General features: G+C 57.1%; 13 protein-coding genes and 1 pseudogene. 8 read left to right on the forward strand and 6 right to left on the reverse strand.

What is annotated here, in order from left to right; translation table 11 throughout:
- Positions 1–35: 35 nt before the first annotated feature.
- The 4 genes from ACT3UM_RS23740 to ACT3UM_RS23755 all read right to left on the reverse strand — a co-directional run bounded on the left by ACT3UM_RS23740 (position 36) and on the right by ACT3UM_RS23755 (position 5,133).
- Positions 36–1,649 carry an ABC transporter ATP-binding protein gene (locus tag ACT3UM_RS23740; protein ID WP_144810685.1) on the reverse strand — a complete coding sequence of 538 codons (1,614 nt, stop codon included), beginning with the start codon at positions 1,647–1,649 and terminating at the stop codon, positions 36–38.
- 19 nt (positions 1,650–1,668) lie between these two features.
- Positions 1,669–2,547: an ABC transporter permease subunit gene (locus ACT3UM_RS23745; RefSeq protein WP_498902466.1), complete on the reverse strand. Its 879-nt coding sequence runs from the start codon at positions 2,545–2,547 to the stop codon at positions 1,669–1,671.
- Positions 2,540–3,469: an oligopeptide ABC transporter permease OppB gene (gene oppB, locus ACT3UM_RS23750; protein WP_035576519.1), complete on the reverse strand. Its 930-nt coding sequence runs from the start codon at positions 3,467–3,469 to the stop codon at positions 2,540–2,542. Before oppB ends, ACT3UM_RS23745 begins: the two co-directional genes overlap by 8 nt.
- An 83-nt stretch (positions 3,470–3,552) precedes the next feature.
- Positions 3,553–5,133, reverse strand: coding sequence for a peptide ABC transporter substrate-binding protein (locus ACT3UM_RS23755; protein ID WP_498902468.1), 1,581 nt, complete (start codon positions 5,131–5,133; stop codon positions 3,553–3,555).
- A 226-nt stretch (positions 5,134–5,359) separates the two neighbouring features.
- On the opposite strand from ACT3UM_RS23755, the gene prfB reads away from it, so the two are divergent.
- The 7 genes from prfB (at position 5,360) to rimI (ending at position 11,613) form a co-directional block, all read left to right on the forward strand.
- Positions 5,360–6,458, forward strand: a protein-coding gene (gene prfB / locus ACT3UM_RS23760) for a peptide chain release factor 2 (protein WP_498902470.1) whose coding sequence is annotated in 2 segments (ribosomal slippage) — positions 5,360–5,434 and positions 5,436–6,458 — 1,098 coding nt in all. Because the reading frame shifts where the segments join, the coding sequence is not laid out codon by codon here.
- Between the two features lie 34 nt (positions 6,459–6,492).
- Positions 6,493–8,004 carry a lysine--tRNA ligase gene (lysS, locus tag ACT3UM_RS23765; RefSeq protein WP_498902472.1) on the forward strand — a complete coding sequence of 504 codons (1,512 nt, stop codon included), beginning with the start codon at positions 6,493–6,495 and terminating at the stop codon, positions 8,002–8,004.
- Between the two features lie 63 nt (positions 8,005–8,067).
- Positions 8,068–8,454 carry a hypothetical protein gene (locus ACT3UM_RS23770; RefSeq protein ID WP_498902474.1) on the forward strand — a complete coding sequence of 129 codons (387 nt, stop codon included), beginning with the start codon at positions 8,068–8,070 and terminating at the stop codon, positions 8,452–8,454.
- Between the two features lie 102 nt (positions 8,455–8,556).
- On the forward strand, positions 8,557–9,960 hold the full coding sequence (locus ACT3UM_RS23775) for an MFS transporter (protein ID WP_498902475.1): 1,404 nt from the start codon (positions 8,557–8,559) through the stop codon (positions 9,958–9,960).
- Positions 9,961–10,001: 41 nt separating this feature from the next.
- Positions 10,002–10,310, forward strand: coding sequence for a BolA family protein (locus ACT3UM_RS23780; RefSeq protein ID WP_144810678.1), 309 nt, complete (start codon positions 10,002–10,004; stop codon positions 10,308–10,310).
- Positions 10,307–11,170 carry a hypothetical protein gene (locus ACT3UM_RS23785; protein WP_498902477.1) on the forward strand — a complete coding sequence of 288 codons (864 nt, stop codon included), beginning with the start codon at positions 10,307–10,309 and terminating at the stop codon, positions 11,168–11,170. Before ACT3UM_RS23780 ends, ACT3UM_RS23785 begins: the two co-directional genes overlap by 4 nt.
- The gene (gene rimI / locus ACT3UM_RS23790) at positions 11,170–11,613 is read left to right on the forward strand and encodes a ribosomal protein S18-alanine N-acetyltransferase (protein ID WP_498902478.1); all 444 of its coding nucleotides are present in this window, start codon (positions 11,170–11,172) and stop codon (positions 11,611–11,613) included. The genes ACT3UM_RS23785 and rimI overlap by 1 nt, the downstream gene beginning before the upstream one ends.
- Before the next feature lie 23 nt (positions 11,614–11,636).
- Here rimI and zapB read toward each other — a convergent pair whose 3' ends face one another.
- Both zapB and rsmD read right to left on the reverse strand, forming a co-directional pair.
- On the reverse strand, positions 11,637–11,831 hold the full coding sequence (gene zapB / locus ACT3UM_RS23795) for a cell division protein ZapB (protein WP_035576528.1): 195 nt from the start codon (positions 11,829–11,831) through the stop codon (positions 11,637–11,639).
- Positions 11,832–11,951: 120 nt separating this feature from the next.
- Positions 11,952–12,596, reverse strand: coding sequence for a 16S rRNA (guanine(966)-N(2))-methyltransferase RsmD (gene rsmD / locus ACT3UM_RS23800; RefSeq protein ID WP_498902479.1), 645 nt, complete (start codon positions 12,594–12,596; stop codon positions 11,952–11,954).
- Between the two features lie 90 nt (positions 12,597–12,686).
- Here rsmD and ACT3UM_RS23805 point away from each other — a divergent pair.
- A pseudogene (locus ACT3UM_RS23805) lies at positions 12,687–12,923 on the forward strand (signal recognition particle-docking protein FtsY); the annotation flags it as partial.

Raw genomic sequence — 12,923 nt, forward strand, 5'->3', positions numbered from 1 at the left:
ATTAGATGCGAGGGTAAAAGCGAAAGTTTAAAAGTCTATATCCCAGGGCTATCTAGAAATGCAGCGCGCATCAGTTCGCGGGTATAGGTCTCGCGGGGAGCGTTGAACAGTGATTGCGTGTCGCTTTGCTCAATGATTTCGCCTTGTCGCATGACGATCACCTCATCGGCTAGCGCGCGTACCACGGCGAGGTCATGGCTAATAAATAGGTAGGTCAGTCCATGGCGTTGTTGCAAATCCCGTAACAGCTCAATAACGGTCATTTGAACTGAACGGTCAAGGGCAGACGTTGGTTCATCAAGCAGCAGGAACTCGGGCTTGACGACCAATGCCCGGGCAATGGCAATCCTTTGCCGCTGTCCGCCGGAAAATTCGTGGGGGTAGCGGTGTCGGTGGACGGGGTCCAGGGCGACTTCTTCTAGGGCTTGAATAACCAGGGCATCGCGTTCGGCGCGCCCCAGCAGTGGCTGATGAACGCGTAGTCCCTCGCCGATAATCTCACCTACTGTCATACGCGGGGAAAGCGAGCCAAAGGGATCTTGAAAGACAACCTGCATGCGTGATCGCAGCGGGCGCATTCCTGCGCGGTCAAGTTGGGCAACGTCGATATCATCGAAGCGTATCTTGCCGTGACTCTTTACCAGCCGAAGTAGCGCGCGGCCTAAGGTAGTTTTTCCTGACCCCGATTCGCCCACGATGCCTAAGGTTTGGCCTTGCCTCAGCGTGAGGTCGATGTTTTTCACCGCCTCAAAATAGCGGTTTGGGCCAAACAGACGCTTTTTGATCGGGAAGCGAACGCCAATACTTTGCGCTGTGAGCAGGATGGGGGCTGAGTCGGGAACAGGCGCCTTATGGCCACTTGGGTTGGCGTCAATCAGCATTCGGGTATAGGCGTGCTGGGGGGATTGAAACAGCGCCTTGGTGGCCTCCGCTTCGACGATTTCGCCGTTTTGCATGACGCACACGCTATCGGCTAAGTGTCGGACAACCCCCAGGTCGTGGGTGATAAACAAGATGGCCATGCCATAACGGGCCTGGAGGTCTTTAAGCAGCGCGAGAATCTGTGCCTGGACGGTCACATCAAGAGCGGTGGTCGGCTCATCAGCAATCAGCAACTGAGGCTCACAGGCCAGCGCCATGGCAATCATTACCCGCTGGCGCTGGCCACCGGAAAGCTCGTGAGGAAAGCTGTCGATGCGACGTTTAGGCTCGGGAATCCCCACCTGTTCGAGTAGTTCCAGTACCCGCAGGTAAGCATGGTTGCCTCGCAAGGGCGTGTGCTTATGCAGGACTTCACGAATCTGTCTACCCACGCGGTGCATCGGGTTGAGCGAGGTCATCGGCTCTTGGAAGATCATGGAGATCTCATTGCCACGAATGGCCCGCAGGCGCTTACGGCTGATGGTGAGCAAATTTTCATCACCGGAACCGCCATGCCAGCGAATGGTGCCGGTGGCACGAGCTAGTTCTGGGAGTAGCCCCATCGCGGCGGTTGATGTAATCGACTTACCTGAGCCTGATTCACCGACTAAAGCCAGCGTCTCGCCTTTATGAAGAGTAAAACTAACGTCTTTGACAGCCGTAACGGTGCCATTGGGAAGGTCGAAGTCGACCCGCAGACGGTCAATTTCCAGCAGTGGCTGTGACATGAAGATTCCTTGCGTTTTGCTAGCGCGTCTTGGGATCAAGGGCGTCTCGCAGACCGTCCCCCAAAAAGTTAAGGCACAGCAGCGTGGTGGCCAGAAACGCAGAGGGAAAAATCAGCATCCACGGCGCCGTTTCCATCATGTCCTTGCCTTCGCTGATCAGTACTCCCCAGCTGGTCAGGGGCTCTTGCACGCCGAGGCCGAGAAAGGAGAGAAAGCTTTCCAGCAAAATGACCTTGGGGACGGTGAGAGTGACATAAATGATCACCGGCCCAATAGCATTGGGAATCAGGTGGCGTGTGACGATCTTAAAACTGCTTACGCCCAGCGCATGGGCGGCTTCAACGAACTCGCGGCGTTTTAAAGCGAGCACCTGTCCGCGCACTATGCGCGACATGTCGAGCCATTCAACAGCGCCAATGGCAGCGTAGATCAGCAGGATATTCCGCCCAAATACCACCATCAGCAGGATGACCATAAACATAAATGGCAGCGAGTACATGATGTCGACAAAGCGCATCATCAAGTTGTCAACCCGGCCACCCACGTAGCCGGCAATCGCGCCGTAAAGGACGCCGATCACCAGCGAAACAAGGGTTGCCACTAAGGCGACGGATAGCGAAATCTGCCCCCCATGAAATACCCGTGTGAGCAAGTCGCGTCCATTGGCGTCAGTGCCCGCATAGTGGCCACTCTCTAGACTTGGTGGGGTCAAAAAGGCATTCCAGTCCACTTCATCAAGTGCCCAGGGGGTTAACCAGGGGCCCAATAAGCAGGCCAGGGAAATGACGATGAGGAGCACAAGACTTGCGGTCGCCGCACTGTTTTGTCGAAGCCGCCGCCATGCTTCGCGGGCTAGGCTGTTGCTGGCGACCGGAGGGGCCGACGTTGCATTATTCATTATCATAGCGAATTTGCGGATCCAGAGCCGAGTAGAGTAAATCGACGATTAGGTTGAAAAGAACAATCAGGCCGCCGTAGAAGACGACGGTGCCCATTACCAGGGTGTAATCGCGATTGAGCGCCGCCTGGACGAAATAGCGGCCAATACCCGGTATCCCGAAAATCTGCTCGATGACCACCGAGCCGGTAATAATCCCGGCAATGGCGGGACCTAGGTAGGAGACTACGGGGAGCATTGATGGGCGCAGGGCATGACGAAAGATCACCTCGCTCTCACTAAGGCCTTTGGCTCGGGCTGTGCGGATGAAATGGCTACTAAGTACTTCAATCATGCTGGCGCGCATCATTCGCGCGATATACGCAATCTGCTGAATAGAGAGTGCCACCACGGGAAGGATCATGTTTTTCCAATGACCGTCGTTCCAACCGCCGACCGGTAGCCAGGCCAGAAATACGCCGAACACCAGTGCCAGTAGCGGGGCAATTACAAAGTTGGGAATGGCCACCCCGGCCAGCGCCGTGCCCATCACCATATAGTCAATGGTGGAGTTGCGTTTAAGCGCCGCTATAACCCCCATGGGAATGCCGACCAGGAGTGCGAGGCCGATTGCCCATAGGCCGAGTTCCAGGCTGACAGGAAAGCCTTGAGCGACCAGCTCGGTAACTGAAAAATCCTTGTATTTGAACGAGGGGCCAAGGTCGCCTTGGAGCAGGTTGCCCATGTAGGTGAGATACTGTTCCCAGACGGGTTTGTCCAGGCCATAGGAGGCCATTAAGTTGGCCTCGATTTCCGGTGGGAGCTGGCGCTCGCCGTCGAAAGGCCCGCCGGGAGCCAGATGCATTAAAAAGAACGACAGCGTAATCACAATCCACAGCGTCGGGATTGCCTGAAGTAAGCGCTTTAGGGTGTAGCTGAGCATTATCGGGCCTCGTTCCTCAGGCCAAAGGCCTGAGGATATAGCGGCAGTCAGTTGTGATGAAAAAAACAACGAACTAAAGGAAATTAATCGTCGAAGTGAATCCAGCGTGAGCGATGGATATCTTCAATGTTGGTTTCCCAGCCGGACAGGTCGGGGCTGACAAGGTTGCGCGAGACATAGTAGTAGATCGGCAGCGTGGCGCTATTTTTCAAGGCAATGGTCTCTGCCTCGGCCATGATCTCGGCTCGCTTATCCAGATCCTGGGTATTAGCGGCTTCGCCCATCAGCGCATCAAACTCAGGCGAGCTGTAGGCGCCATAATTATTGGATACGTTGCTTTCCAGTAGGCTCAGGAAGTTTTGGGCGTCATTGTAGTCACCAATCCAGCCGGCTCGAGCAACGTCGAAGTCGCCCTGACGAATATCCGCGTAGTGAACGGCCACCTCCGAATTATACAGCTCAACCTCAACGCCAAGGGGCTTCCACATGGCGGCGATAGCGATGGCGACCTTACGGTGATCCTCGCTGGTGTTATAGCGCAGCATGAGTTCCAGCGGGTTATCCGGGCCATAGCCTGCTTCTTGCAGTAATTCCTGGGCGCGTTCCAGTCGCTCATCCTGGGATAGATCGGCGAAGCTGGCGGTGGGCGCATCATAGTGGCTGACATCGGGTGGAACAAAGCTGTAAGCCGGTACTTCGCCGGTACCCAGTATTTGATCGGTAATGACTTCGCGTCGAACCGCTAGACTAAGCGCTTCACGTACCCGCGGGTCAGTGGTCGCATGGCCGTCACGGGCATTAAAAACGTAGTAATAGATGCCCAAGTAAGGGGCTACCTGAACCGCTTCCGGTAGATTATCCATCAACCAGTCGTACTGCTGGGTGGGAAACTCCCGAGCTATGTCGATCTCACCCGCGCGGAAGCGATTCAGCGCTGTATTGCGCTCTTCGATAGGGAAGTAGATAACCTCGTCCAGAGCGACATTGTCAACGTCGTGAAAATGCGGGTTGCGCGTTGCCGTAATGCGCGTTTGTGACTGCCACTCTTCGAGCTGGAAAGCACCGTTGGAGACCATATTGCCTGGACGTGACCAGTCGTCTCCGAAAGTCTCTACCGCGTGGCTGGGCACCGGGTAGGCGGTATAGTGGGAAAGCTGGTCTAAAAAGTAAGGTGTTGAACGCTCAAGGGTTACTTGCAGGGTGGTCGCGTCCAGGGCCTCGACACCCAGTGTGCTGGTATCGGCTTCGCCCGCATAGACAGCTTCGGCATTTTTAATCGGGTACAGCAGATAGGCGTAATTCGCGGCGGTGGCTGGCGATAAAATGCGCTGAAAGGCGAAAACAAAATCATCAGCTGTAACCGGCTCACCGTCAGACCACTTGGCATCGTTTCGTAATGTGAAGGTGTACACCGTACCGTCATCTGAGACTTCCCAGAAATCTGCAACGCCGGGAATGCGAGTGCCATCGGCTGCTTCAGTGACCAGACCTTCAAAAAGGTCACCCACCACATCGTTTTCCCAGGTGCCGCTGATTTTGTGCGGATCTAACGAGGCTGGTTCGCCCATAATCGCCAAGCGGAGCGTATCCGCTTGAAGAGGAGCGGCAAAGCCAAAAGCCAAGGCTATCGCCACAGGGCCCATGAGAGTGCGATTTTTTAGCATATTGATCCCTCCAATATTGTTCTAATACGGTTGTTTGACGATCTAAACTCCAATTAAGTACTAGCATCGGTGAAAAGCAGGCGTCTATCAGAAATTACACATGTAGCTATACGCAATTTCGATAGTGACGGAGCTAATGGTTGTTGGAAGCCAATTTCGCTACACTATGCGCTTTTCTGGTCGATACACTTATTTCGATCCGAGTAGACCAAGCTAGGGCGATCCCATGTTGGAAACCAATCCGATTCACAACCAGCTCAAGGACCTGTCTGAGCGGACAGACGTTCTTAGGGGGTATCTTTGACTATGCCGAGAAGAAAGATCGGCTAGAAGAGGTCACCCGCGAACTGGAAGACCCCAATGTCTGGAACGATCCAGACTACGCGCAGAAGTTAGGCAAAGAGCGCGCCTCCCTCGAAGCCATAGTGGCGACCATTGATGACCTTGAGCAGGGCCTGGGCGATAGCCGGGATTTGCTTGAGCTTGCCGAAATGGAAGAGGACGAAGGCACCGTCGAAGAAGTATGCAAAGAGCTGGATAGCATGCAGGCCGCGTTAGAAAAGCTGGAATTTCGGCGCATGTTCTCAGGTGATATGGATCAGAATAACGCCTACCTGGATATTCAATCCGGTTCCGGCGGCACCGAAGCCCAGGATTGGGCCAATATTTTGCTGCGCATGTACCTGCGCTGGGCGGAGAGCCACGGTTTCAAAGCCGATATCACCGAAATCTCTGCGGGCGAAGTGGCGGGCATTAAGTCGGCCACGGTGCATATCCAAGGCGATTACGCCTTCGGCTGGCTGCGCACTGAAACCGGCGTGCACCGCTTAGTGCGTAAAAGCCCGTTTGATTCCGGCGGCCGTCGACATACCTCTTTCGCATCGGTATTCCTGTCACCGGAAATTGACGACAGTTTCGAGGTAGAGATTAATCCCTCGGACTTGCGCGTTGATACCTACCGCTCCAGCGGCGCGGGCGGTCAGCACGTAAACACCACCGATTCGGCCGTGCGGATTACCCACGAGCCGACCGGTATCGTGGTGGCCTGTCAAGGCCAGCGCAGCCAGCACGCCAACCGCGATTTTGCCATGAAGCAGTTGAAGGCGCGGCTGTGGGAACACGAGATGCAGAAGCGCAATGCCGCCAAGCAGGAGGCCGAGGACTCCAAGGCTGACATCGGCTGGGGCAGCCAGATTCGCTCTTACGTGCTGGATGATCAGCGCATCAAGGATTTGCGCACCAGCGTGCAGTCCAGCAACTGCGATAAAGTACTCGACGGGGATATTGATCAATTTATCGTCGCCAGCTTGAAGCAAGGTTTGTAATCTTTTTAGCGTTTGAACATGAACAGGGTGCCCCATGGCTAACCAAGACGCGTCTCCTGCAGACAACGAAAACCACCTGATCGCCGAGCGCCGTGCCAAGTTGACTGCTCGCCGCGAGCGCGCCGCTGAGCAGGGAAAGAGTGCATTTCCCAATGATTTTCGCCGCGACAGCTTAACCGTCGAGCTGCAAAACGCCTTCGGCGATAAAGACAAGGCCGAGCTTGAAGCGCTGGATCACCACGCCGCTGTGGCTGGTCGTGTGATGCGTCAACGTGGCCCCTTCATCGTCATTCAGGATGTGGCCGGGCAAATCCAGCTCTACGTGGATAAAAAGGGCCTGTCCGCCGACGTGCTTGAGGACGTTAAAAGCTGGGATATCGGCGACATCGTCGCCGCCCACGGGCCGGTGCATAAATCCGGCAAGGGCGATCTGTACGTGATGATGAAAGAGGCGCAGTTGCTCACCAAGAGCCTGCGCCCGCTGCCGGATAAGTTTCACGGCCTCACCGATATGGAAGCCCGCTATCGCCAGCGCTATGTGGATCTGATCATGAATCCGCAGTCGCGTAAGGTGTTTGAAACCCGCGCAGCGGTCATCAGCTCCATGCGCCGCTTCTTTGAAGCGCGCGGCTTTATGGAAGTGGAAACGCCGATGCTGCAGCCGATTCCTGGCGGTGCCGCGGCGCGTCCCTTTATCACCCACCATAATGCGCTGGATATCGATATGTATCTGCGTATTGCGCCGGAGCTTTACCTCAAGCGTCTGGTGGTGGGCGGCTTCGAAAAAGTCTTCGAGATTAACCGCAACTTCCGCAACGAAGGGTTATCGACGCGCCACAACCCAGAATTCACCATGGTGGAGTTCTACTGGGCCTACGCGGATTACCGCGACCTGCTGGATATGACCGAAGCGATGCTGCGCACAGCGGCCGAAGAAGTGCTCGGTAGCGCTATCATTGAGTATCAGGGCGCCAGCTACGATTTCGGCAAGCCGTTTGCCCGTTTGACGCTGCGCCAGGCGATTCTTGACCACGGTGACGCTATTACCGACAGCGATTTGGATTCGCTGGAAGCGGCGCGGGCAACCGCTGAGAAACTGGGCATCAAGGTCAAAGAGAGCTGGGGTCTGGGTAAGGTGCAAACGGAGATATTTGAAGAGGTTGCCGAGCATAAGCTCGACCAGCCGACCTTTATCACCGAATACCCGGCGGAAGTGAGTCCGCTTGCCCGGCGTAATGACGCCAATCCCTTCGTCACCGACCGCTTTGAGTTTTTTGTGGGTGGCCGCGAAATCGCCAATGGCTTCTCGGAGCTCAACGACGCCGAAGACCAGGCCGAGCGCTTCCGTGCCCAGTCCGCGGAAAAAGATGCCGGTGACCTTGAAGCGATGTACTACGATGCAGATTACGTGCGTGCCTTGGAGTACGGTATGCCGCCCACCGCCGGTGAAGGCATCGGGATCGACCGCCTGGTGATGCTGTTCACCGATAGCGCCTCGATTCGTGATGTGCTGCTGTTTCCGGCGATGCGCCCTGAAGTGGACTAAAAGTTGGTAAGGGCGCGTTATAGCGCCCATAATGGTCAACGTTTCGACGGCGAGGAGAATCCCATGAAACTGCTTAACCGCTCCGCACTGAGCGTCAGGCCGACCCAGCCCTTTGTGGACTGGATCAACGCGCTGGAACCCACCATGGGAGACGACGACCTGACCCTGGACGACGTCGAACGTGAAAGTACCATTTACCTGATCCCAGAGATGGATACCCCAGAAGCGCTGGAAACCTTCGTGCGCGAGCGTTACGCGGAAATCCTTGAGACTGAGCTGCGCGCTTGGGAAGAGGATGAACGCCAGTGGCCGGATAAGCTGGACTGGGCGCTGTTCCAGGAATTTATGCGTGTCGAACACAGCTATCTGGCCATCGACCTGGATGACGAAACGGCGTTAGAGATTTCAGAAGTTGATGATGCGCTGCTGCTCGACAGTGAGCAGGATTAGCGATTAGCGTGCTAATATTGGGCTCTGCCTAGCGCAAGTGTATCGAAAAACCGGCTTAGGCCGGTTTTCTGCTTTTAGCTGTTTCGCTTAGGAACGCCACCCATGCGACTGTTTGAAACCCGTCCGGGAGATGATGGTTTACCCGGCCCTGAACGCGCCCTTGCTGTGCTGGCACTGGTGACCGGTACCTTGATGGCGGTGGTCGACACCACCATGATCAATCTGGCACTGCCCACCATTGCGGCTGATTTGAATGTGTCCGCTTCCCGGGCAGTTTGGATTACCAACCTGTTTCAAGTCGTGTGTGCGGCATTTTTGCTGGTGTTCGCGGGCATTAGTGAGCTAATCACTCGTCGTAGGCTCTATTTGTTTGGGTTGGCCACCTTTGTGGCGGCAGCTTTGGGGGCGGCGCTGTCGCGCAACCTGGAAACGCTGCTGGTGTTTCGTGCCTTTCAGGGGCTAGGCGCTGCGGCCACGCTGTCGATTGGCCCGTCGCTCTATCGCGCCATTTTCCCCTCGCGCCTATTGGGCAGCGCTCTTGGCTTGAGTGCCTTGGTCGTGGCCGGCGGCTACGCAGCAGGGCCCACGCTCAGCGGCGTGATCCTGTCGTTTGCCGATTGGCCCTGGCTGTTTGCGCTCAATGTGCCGCTGGGGCTCTGCTCGCTATGGCTGGCCAAGCGGGCGTTGCCCCGTGAAGAGCGTCGTCAAGGCAGCTTTGATGTGGTCGGGGCGCTGCTCTCCATTGTTATGCTGGCGAGTTTCTTTATCGCCATGGACGCCGTAAGCCACGCCGCCCCGCTGTGGCAAAGCGGGGGGTGGGCACTGCTGGCGGTGCTGGCCTGCGTCGGGTTTATTGCTCGTCAGCGCCGCGCGCCTTATCCACTACTGCCGCTTAGCGTCTTTGCTGAGCCGCGTTTTACACTGGCCGTCTCAGCTTCTGGGCTTGCCTTTATCGGCCAGGGGCTTACCTTTGTGGCGCTGTCATTTTTCTATCAGGAGCAGATGGGCTTTTCACCTCTGGAAACCGCCTGGCTATTTACCCCCTGGCCACTGGCCATCATGCTCGTTGGCCCCATTGCTGGCCGCTTGGCTGATCATATTAACCCTAGCATCCTCTCCAGTACCGGGCTTGGGCTACTCATTATTGGCCTGATAGCGCTGGCGCTAGTGGATGAGTCGACCGGTGTCGCGGGAAGTTTATGGCGTACCGCCCTATGCGGCATTGGCTTCGGGCTGTTTCAGCCGCCCAATAATCGCGAAATGATGGGCAGCCTGCCGCCGGAGCGAAGCGCCAACGTCTCGGGGGTGATGAGCACTACGCGCACCGTAGGGCAGTCGTTTGGGGTGGCGTTGGTCGGCGCAGCCCTGGCGCTCGGGTGGCCGGTACAGGTAACGCTCTGGCTGGGGGCGGCGACCACGCTGCTGGCGCTATTGGCAAGCGTTGCGCGTATGCCGCTGGCAAGACGCGCGTTACACGCCCGGAGGGCATCGTCTAAGGGGCAGTAAGCGCGTACAATAAAGTGGTTTGTGATCTCAAGGAGAACCTCATGACGCTGCAGACACAGATTGAGCAGAAGTTAACGGCGCTCGCGCCCGACGTGCTGCAGGTAGAAAATGAAAGCCACATGCACAGCGTGCCCGCTAACTCGGAAACCCACTTCAAGGTGACCCTGGTGAGCGACGCCTTCGACGGTATGATGCCGGTGAAGCGCCATCAGCAAATCTATGCGCTGTTGGCCGATGAGCTTTCAGGCCCGGTGCATGCGTTGGCACTGCACCTTTATACGCCCAATGAGTGGCAGGCGCGAGGCGGGGAACGCCCGAATTCGCCCAACTGTCGCGGCGGCGGTCAGTGAACCAGGAAGTCACACGGCGCCACTATCTGGATGCCATGGGCATTACCGCCTGGGCTGCCAAATACCAGTTGCCTAACGCACTACCGACTGAGGCCTGTGAGTGGGAGGACACGGCGCCTGCCCCGACGCCGCCCCGGGAGCGGCTGCAGGCGCTGCTGGACGACGCCCCCGCGCCTAGGCGTCAAACGCCTAACCCCCAAGCACCCGCACCATCAGCGGCTGAGCCCCCAGCGTCAAAAAACCAAGTCTCAGCTGAGACCATTGCGTCGCCTTCGGCGGTGCGGGCACTGTTGGGCCAAGACAAACCGGGGCCAGCCAACCCGACGGCTGAGCAATCCGTTGCGGCCGCTGAAGCAGCCACCGCCAAGCCCGCCAAACCATTGGCGTTCTCACTCTCGTGTGTGTGTCTAGGGGGGCGCTGGCTGGTATTGCAGGCAGGCGCCATGAGCGTGCTTGAGCAGCAGCTGCTGGCTAACTTGCTACAGGCCGTGGACATTCAGCCGGGCGCACTGCCGGAAGCGAGCCACTTCACCTGGCCGCAAATGGCCAACGCCTTTGCGGTAGAAGATCCGCTGGATGAAGCCCGCGAAGGTCTGGCAGCCTTTATCGCTGGCGGCGCGAGTCGGCAGGGATGGCAGCTAGAGCGGCTTCTCTGGTGGGGGGAGCTGGGGCCCGATCAGGCGCCGCTGGATCGCATTCTGAATGTCACCGAAGGGCAGAGCGAGACGCTCGCGTTGCCTGTATGGCAGGGGCCTGCGCTTGCTTCGCTGCTCGACGGTACCCATCGTAAACGCGACCTCTGGCCGGCGCTGAAAACGCTAGGTCAGCAGTGGGCGTCAAAGGTCAGGGCAGACAGCTAATGATCGCTGAACTCAATGTTGAGCACCTGACGCTACTTATTACGCTTGAGCGTCAGGCGCAAAGCGGCACCTCCGACTCGCAAATGCTTGAGTCCTTGGGCAGTCAGGACTCCTGCGTGTTGGGCTGGTGGCAGGATGAACAGCTGCTAGGGTATGCCATCGTGGTACGACTGCCGTTTGAAGCGGAACTGCAGGCGATCGCGGTTTTACCCGAGTGTCGCCGAAGTGGCGCGGGCCAGGCGTTGATGGATGCCGTGTTGGCGATAGCAAAAGGCTGGCTCAGTGAGCGACTGCTGCTCGAAGTGCGGGTGGGTAATCTTAGCGCCATACGTCTCTATCAACGCTGTGGATTTAGCGAAGATAGCTGTCGGCGGGGCTACTACCCAGCGGCAAAAGGGGCCGCCGGGCGTGAGGATGCGCTGCTGATGTCCCTGGTGCTCTAGGTAGCAACGTATCTATCAGGCGGTTAGGACGTGGTGGATGTTTCGAGGCTGTCGAATTTGCTGAGTAGGCCATTGAGGCGACGTTCCCACTCTTCACGCTCCTCTTTAAGCTTGGCGTTTTCGCCGCGCAGCTCCTCATTTTCCAGTTTCATCATTTCCAGTGCATCAACGGTATCGGTGACTTTCTGTTCAAGCTGGTTAAATAGTTCCAGACTCATGTATAGCTCCATAGCATAAAATGTTAAGCAAAAATAAGCTCAAAAAAACAAGCGCAAAGCTTGCCAGTAGGGACGAATGAGGCGAGCGTAACGCCACCGCCGCGTGGCGGCAAGCGCTGTTTAAGGTTGCTGACGTAGATAGAGCCTTGCGGTGCTTTCTCCCGCCTGGGTTTCGCGGTGTAACTGCCAATTAGCGGGCACTTCGGGGGGCAGAGATGCCTCGGTTTCCAGGTAAACCATCGCCCTGTCCGCTAGCCAGCCGCCGCTTTCCAAAGCAGCGCAGCAGGGTGCAGCTAGCTGCTGATGGAAGGGAGGGTCGAGAAAGGCCAGCGCATAGGGCTTGGCAGGTCGCGTCAGGTAGGCCTGAACATCGTTAACATGCACTGCGCTTGCGGTAATATTGAGCGCTGCCAGATTGGTCGACAGCTGTGCCGCCACCCGCGCATCCCGCTCGACAAAATCGACTCCCGCAGCGCCACGGGACAGGGCTTCAATACCCAGCGCGCCGGTACCTGCGAATAGGTCGAGTACCTGCTGGCCGTAAAGCTGCTGCCCCAGCCAGTTAAACAGCGTTTCACGCACGCGGTCGGGGGTTGGCCGTAGGCCGGGGCTATCCAGCACAGGCAACTGGCGGCGGCGGAATTCGCCGCCGATAATGCGTAGTTTTCCATGAGGCTTACCAAGAGGCTTGCCAGGTGATTTGCCCGCCCGCTGAGCAGGTGTGCGGCGGGAAGCGGAGGATCGGGGGGAGCGTTGTCGTGTCATAAAGCGGATTGTAGCGGGCTGCTTATCCAAAGTCTTGGGTTACGGTGTTAGCATAACCCTAATGTTCACTATTTATGTCGGGTAACACTCATGTTTGGTTTTTTTAAGCGTAAGAATAAGCAAGATCAGCAGCCGTCGCCTCAAGACCCGCAGCAGGCGCATCAAGAGGAAGAGCAGCAGCAACATCAACCCGATGAGGTGGACACTGCGACGCCTGACGCTGCAACTGAAGCGGTTGAAGAGAGTTCAAAAGCACCGGAAACTTTGCCAGAGCCAGAGCCAGAGCCAGAGCCAGAGCCAGAGCCAGAGCCAGAGCCAGAGCCAGAG

This window comes from Halomonas sp. AOP13-D3-9, from assembly GCF_052379125.1.
Classification (GTDB): Bacteria; Pseudomonadota; Gammaproteobacteria; order Pseudomonadales; family Halomonadaceae; genus Vreelandella.

What these genes read in the sequence shown, in the direction of transcription:
- ACT3UM_RS23780 (WP_144810678.1), top strand. Translation starts at nt 10,002, where the DNA reads ATGACGCTGCAGACACAGATTGAGCAGAAGTTAACGGCGCTCGCGCCC.
- ACT3UM_RS23740 (WP_144810685.1), bottom strand. Translation starts at nt 1,649, where the DNA reads ATGTCACAGCCACTGCTGGAAATTGACCGTCTGCGGGTCGACTTCGAC.
- ACT3UM_RS23770 (WP_498902474.1), top strand. Translation starts at nt 8,068, where the DNA reads ATGAAACTGCTTAACCGCTCCGCACTGAGCGTCAGGCCGACCCAGCCC.
- rimI (WP_498902478.1), top strand. Translation starts at nt 11,170, where the DNA reads ATGATCGCTGAACTCAATGTTGAGCACCTGACGCTACTTATTACGCTT.
- rsmD (WP_498902479.1), bottom strand. Translation starts at nt 12,596, where the DNA reads ATGACACGACAACGCTCCCCCCGATCCTCCGCTTCCCGCCGCACACCT.
- lysS (WP_498902472.1), top strand. Translation starts at nt 6,493, where the DNA reads ATGGCTAACCAAGACGCGTCTCCTGCAGACAACGAAAACCACCTGATC.
- oppB (WP_035576519.1), bottom strand. Translation starts at nt 3,469, where the DNA reads ATGCTCAGCTACACCCTAAAGCGCTTACTTCAGGCAATCCCGACGCTG.
- ACT3UM_RS23745 (WP_498902466.1), bottom strand. Translation starts at nt 2,547, where the DNA reads ATGAATAATGCAACGTCGGCCCCTCCGGTCGCCAGCAACAGCCTAGCC.
- zapB (WP_035576528.1), bottom strand. Translation starts at nt 11,831, where the DNA reads ATGAGTCTGGAACTATTTAACCAGCTTGAACAGAAAGTCACCGATACC.
- ACT3UM_RS23775 (WP_498902475.1), top strand. Translation starts at nt 8,557, where the DNA reads ATGCGACTGTTTGAAACCCGTCCGGGAGATGATGGTTTACCCGGCCCT.
- ACT3UM_RS23755 (WP_498902468.1), bottom strand. Translation starts at nt 5,133, where the DNA reads ATGCTAAAAAATCGCACTCTCATGGGCCCTGTGGCGATAGCCTTGGCT.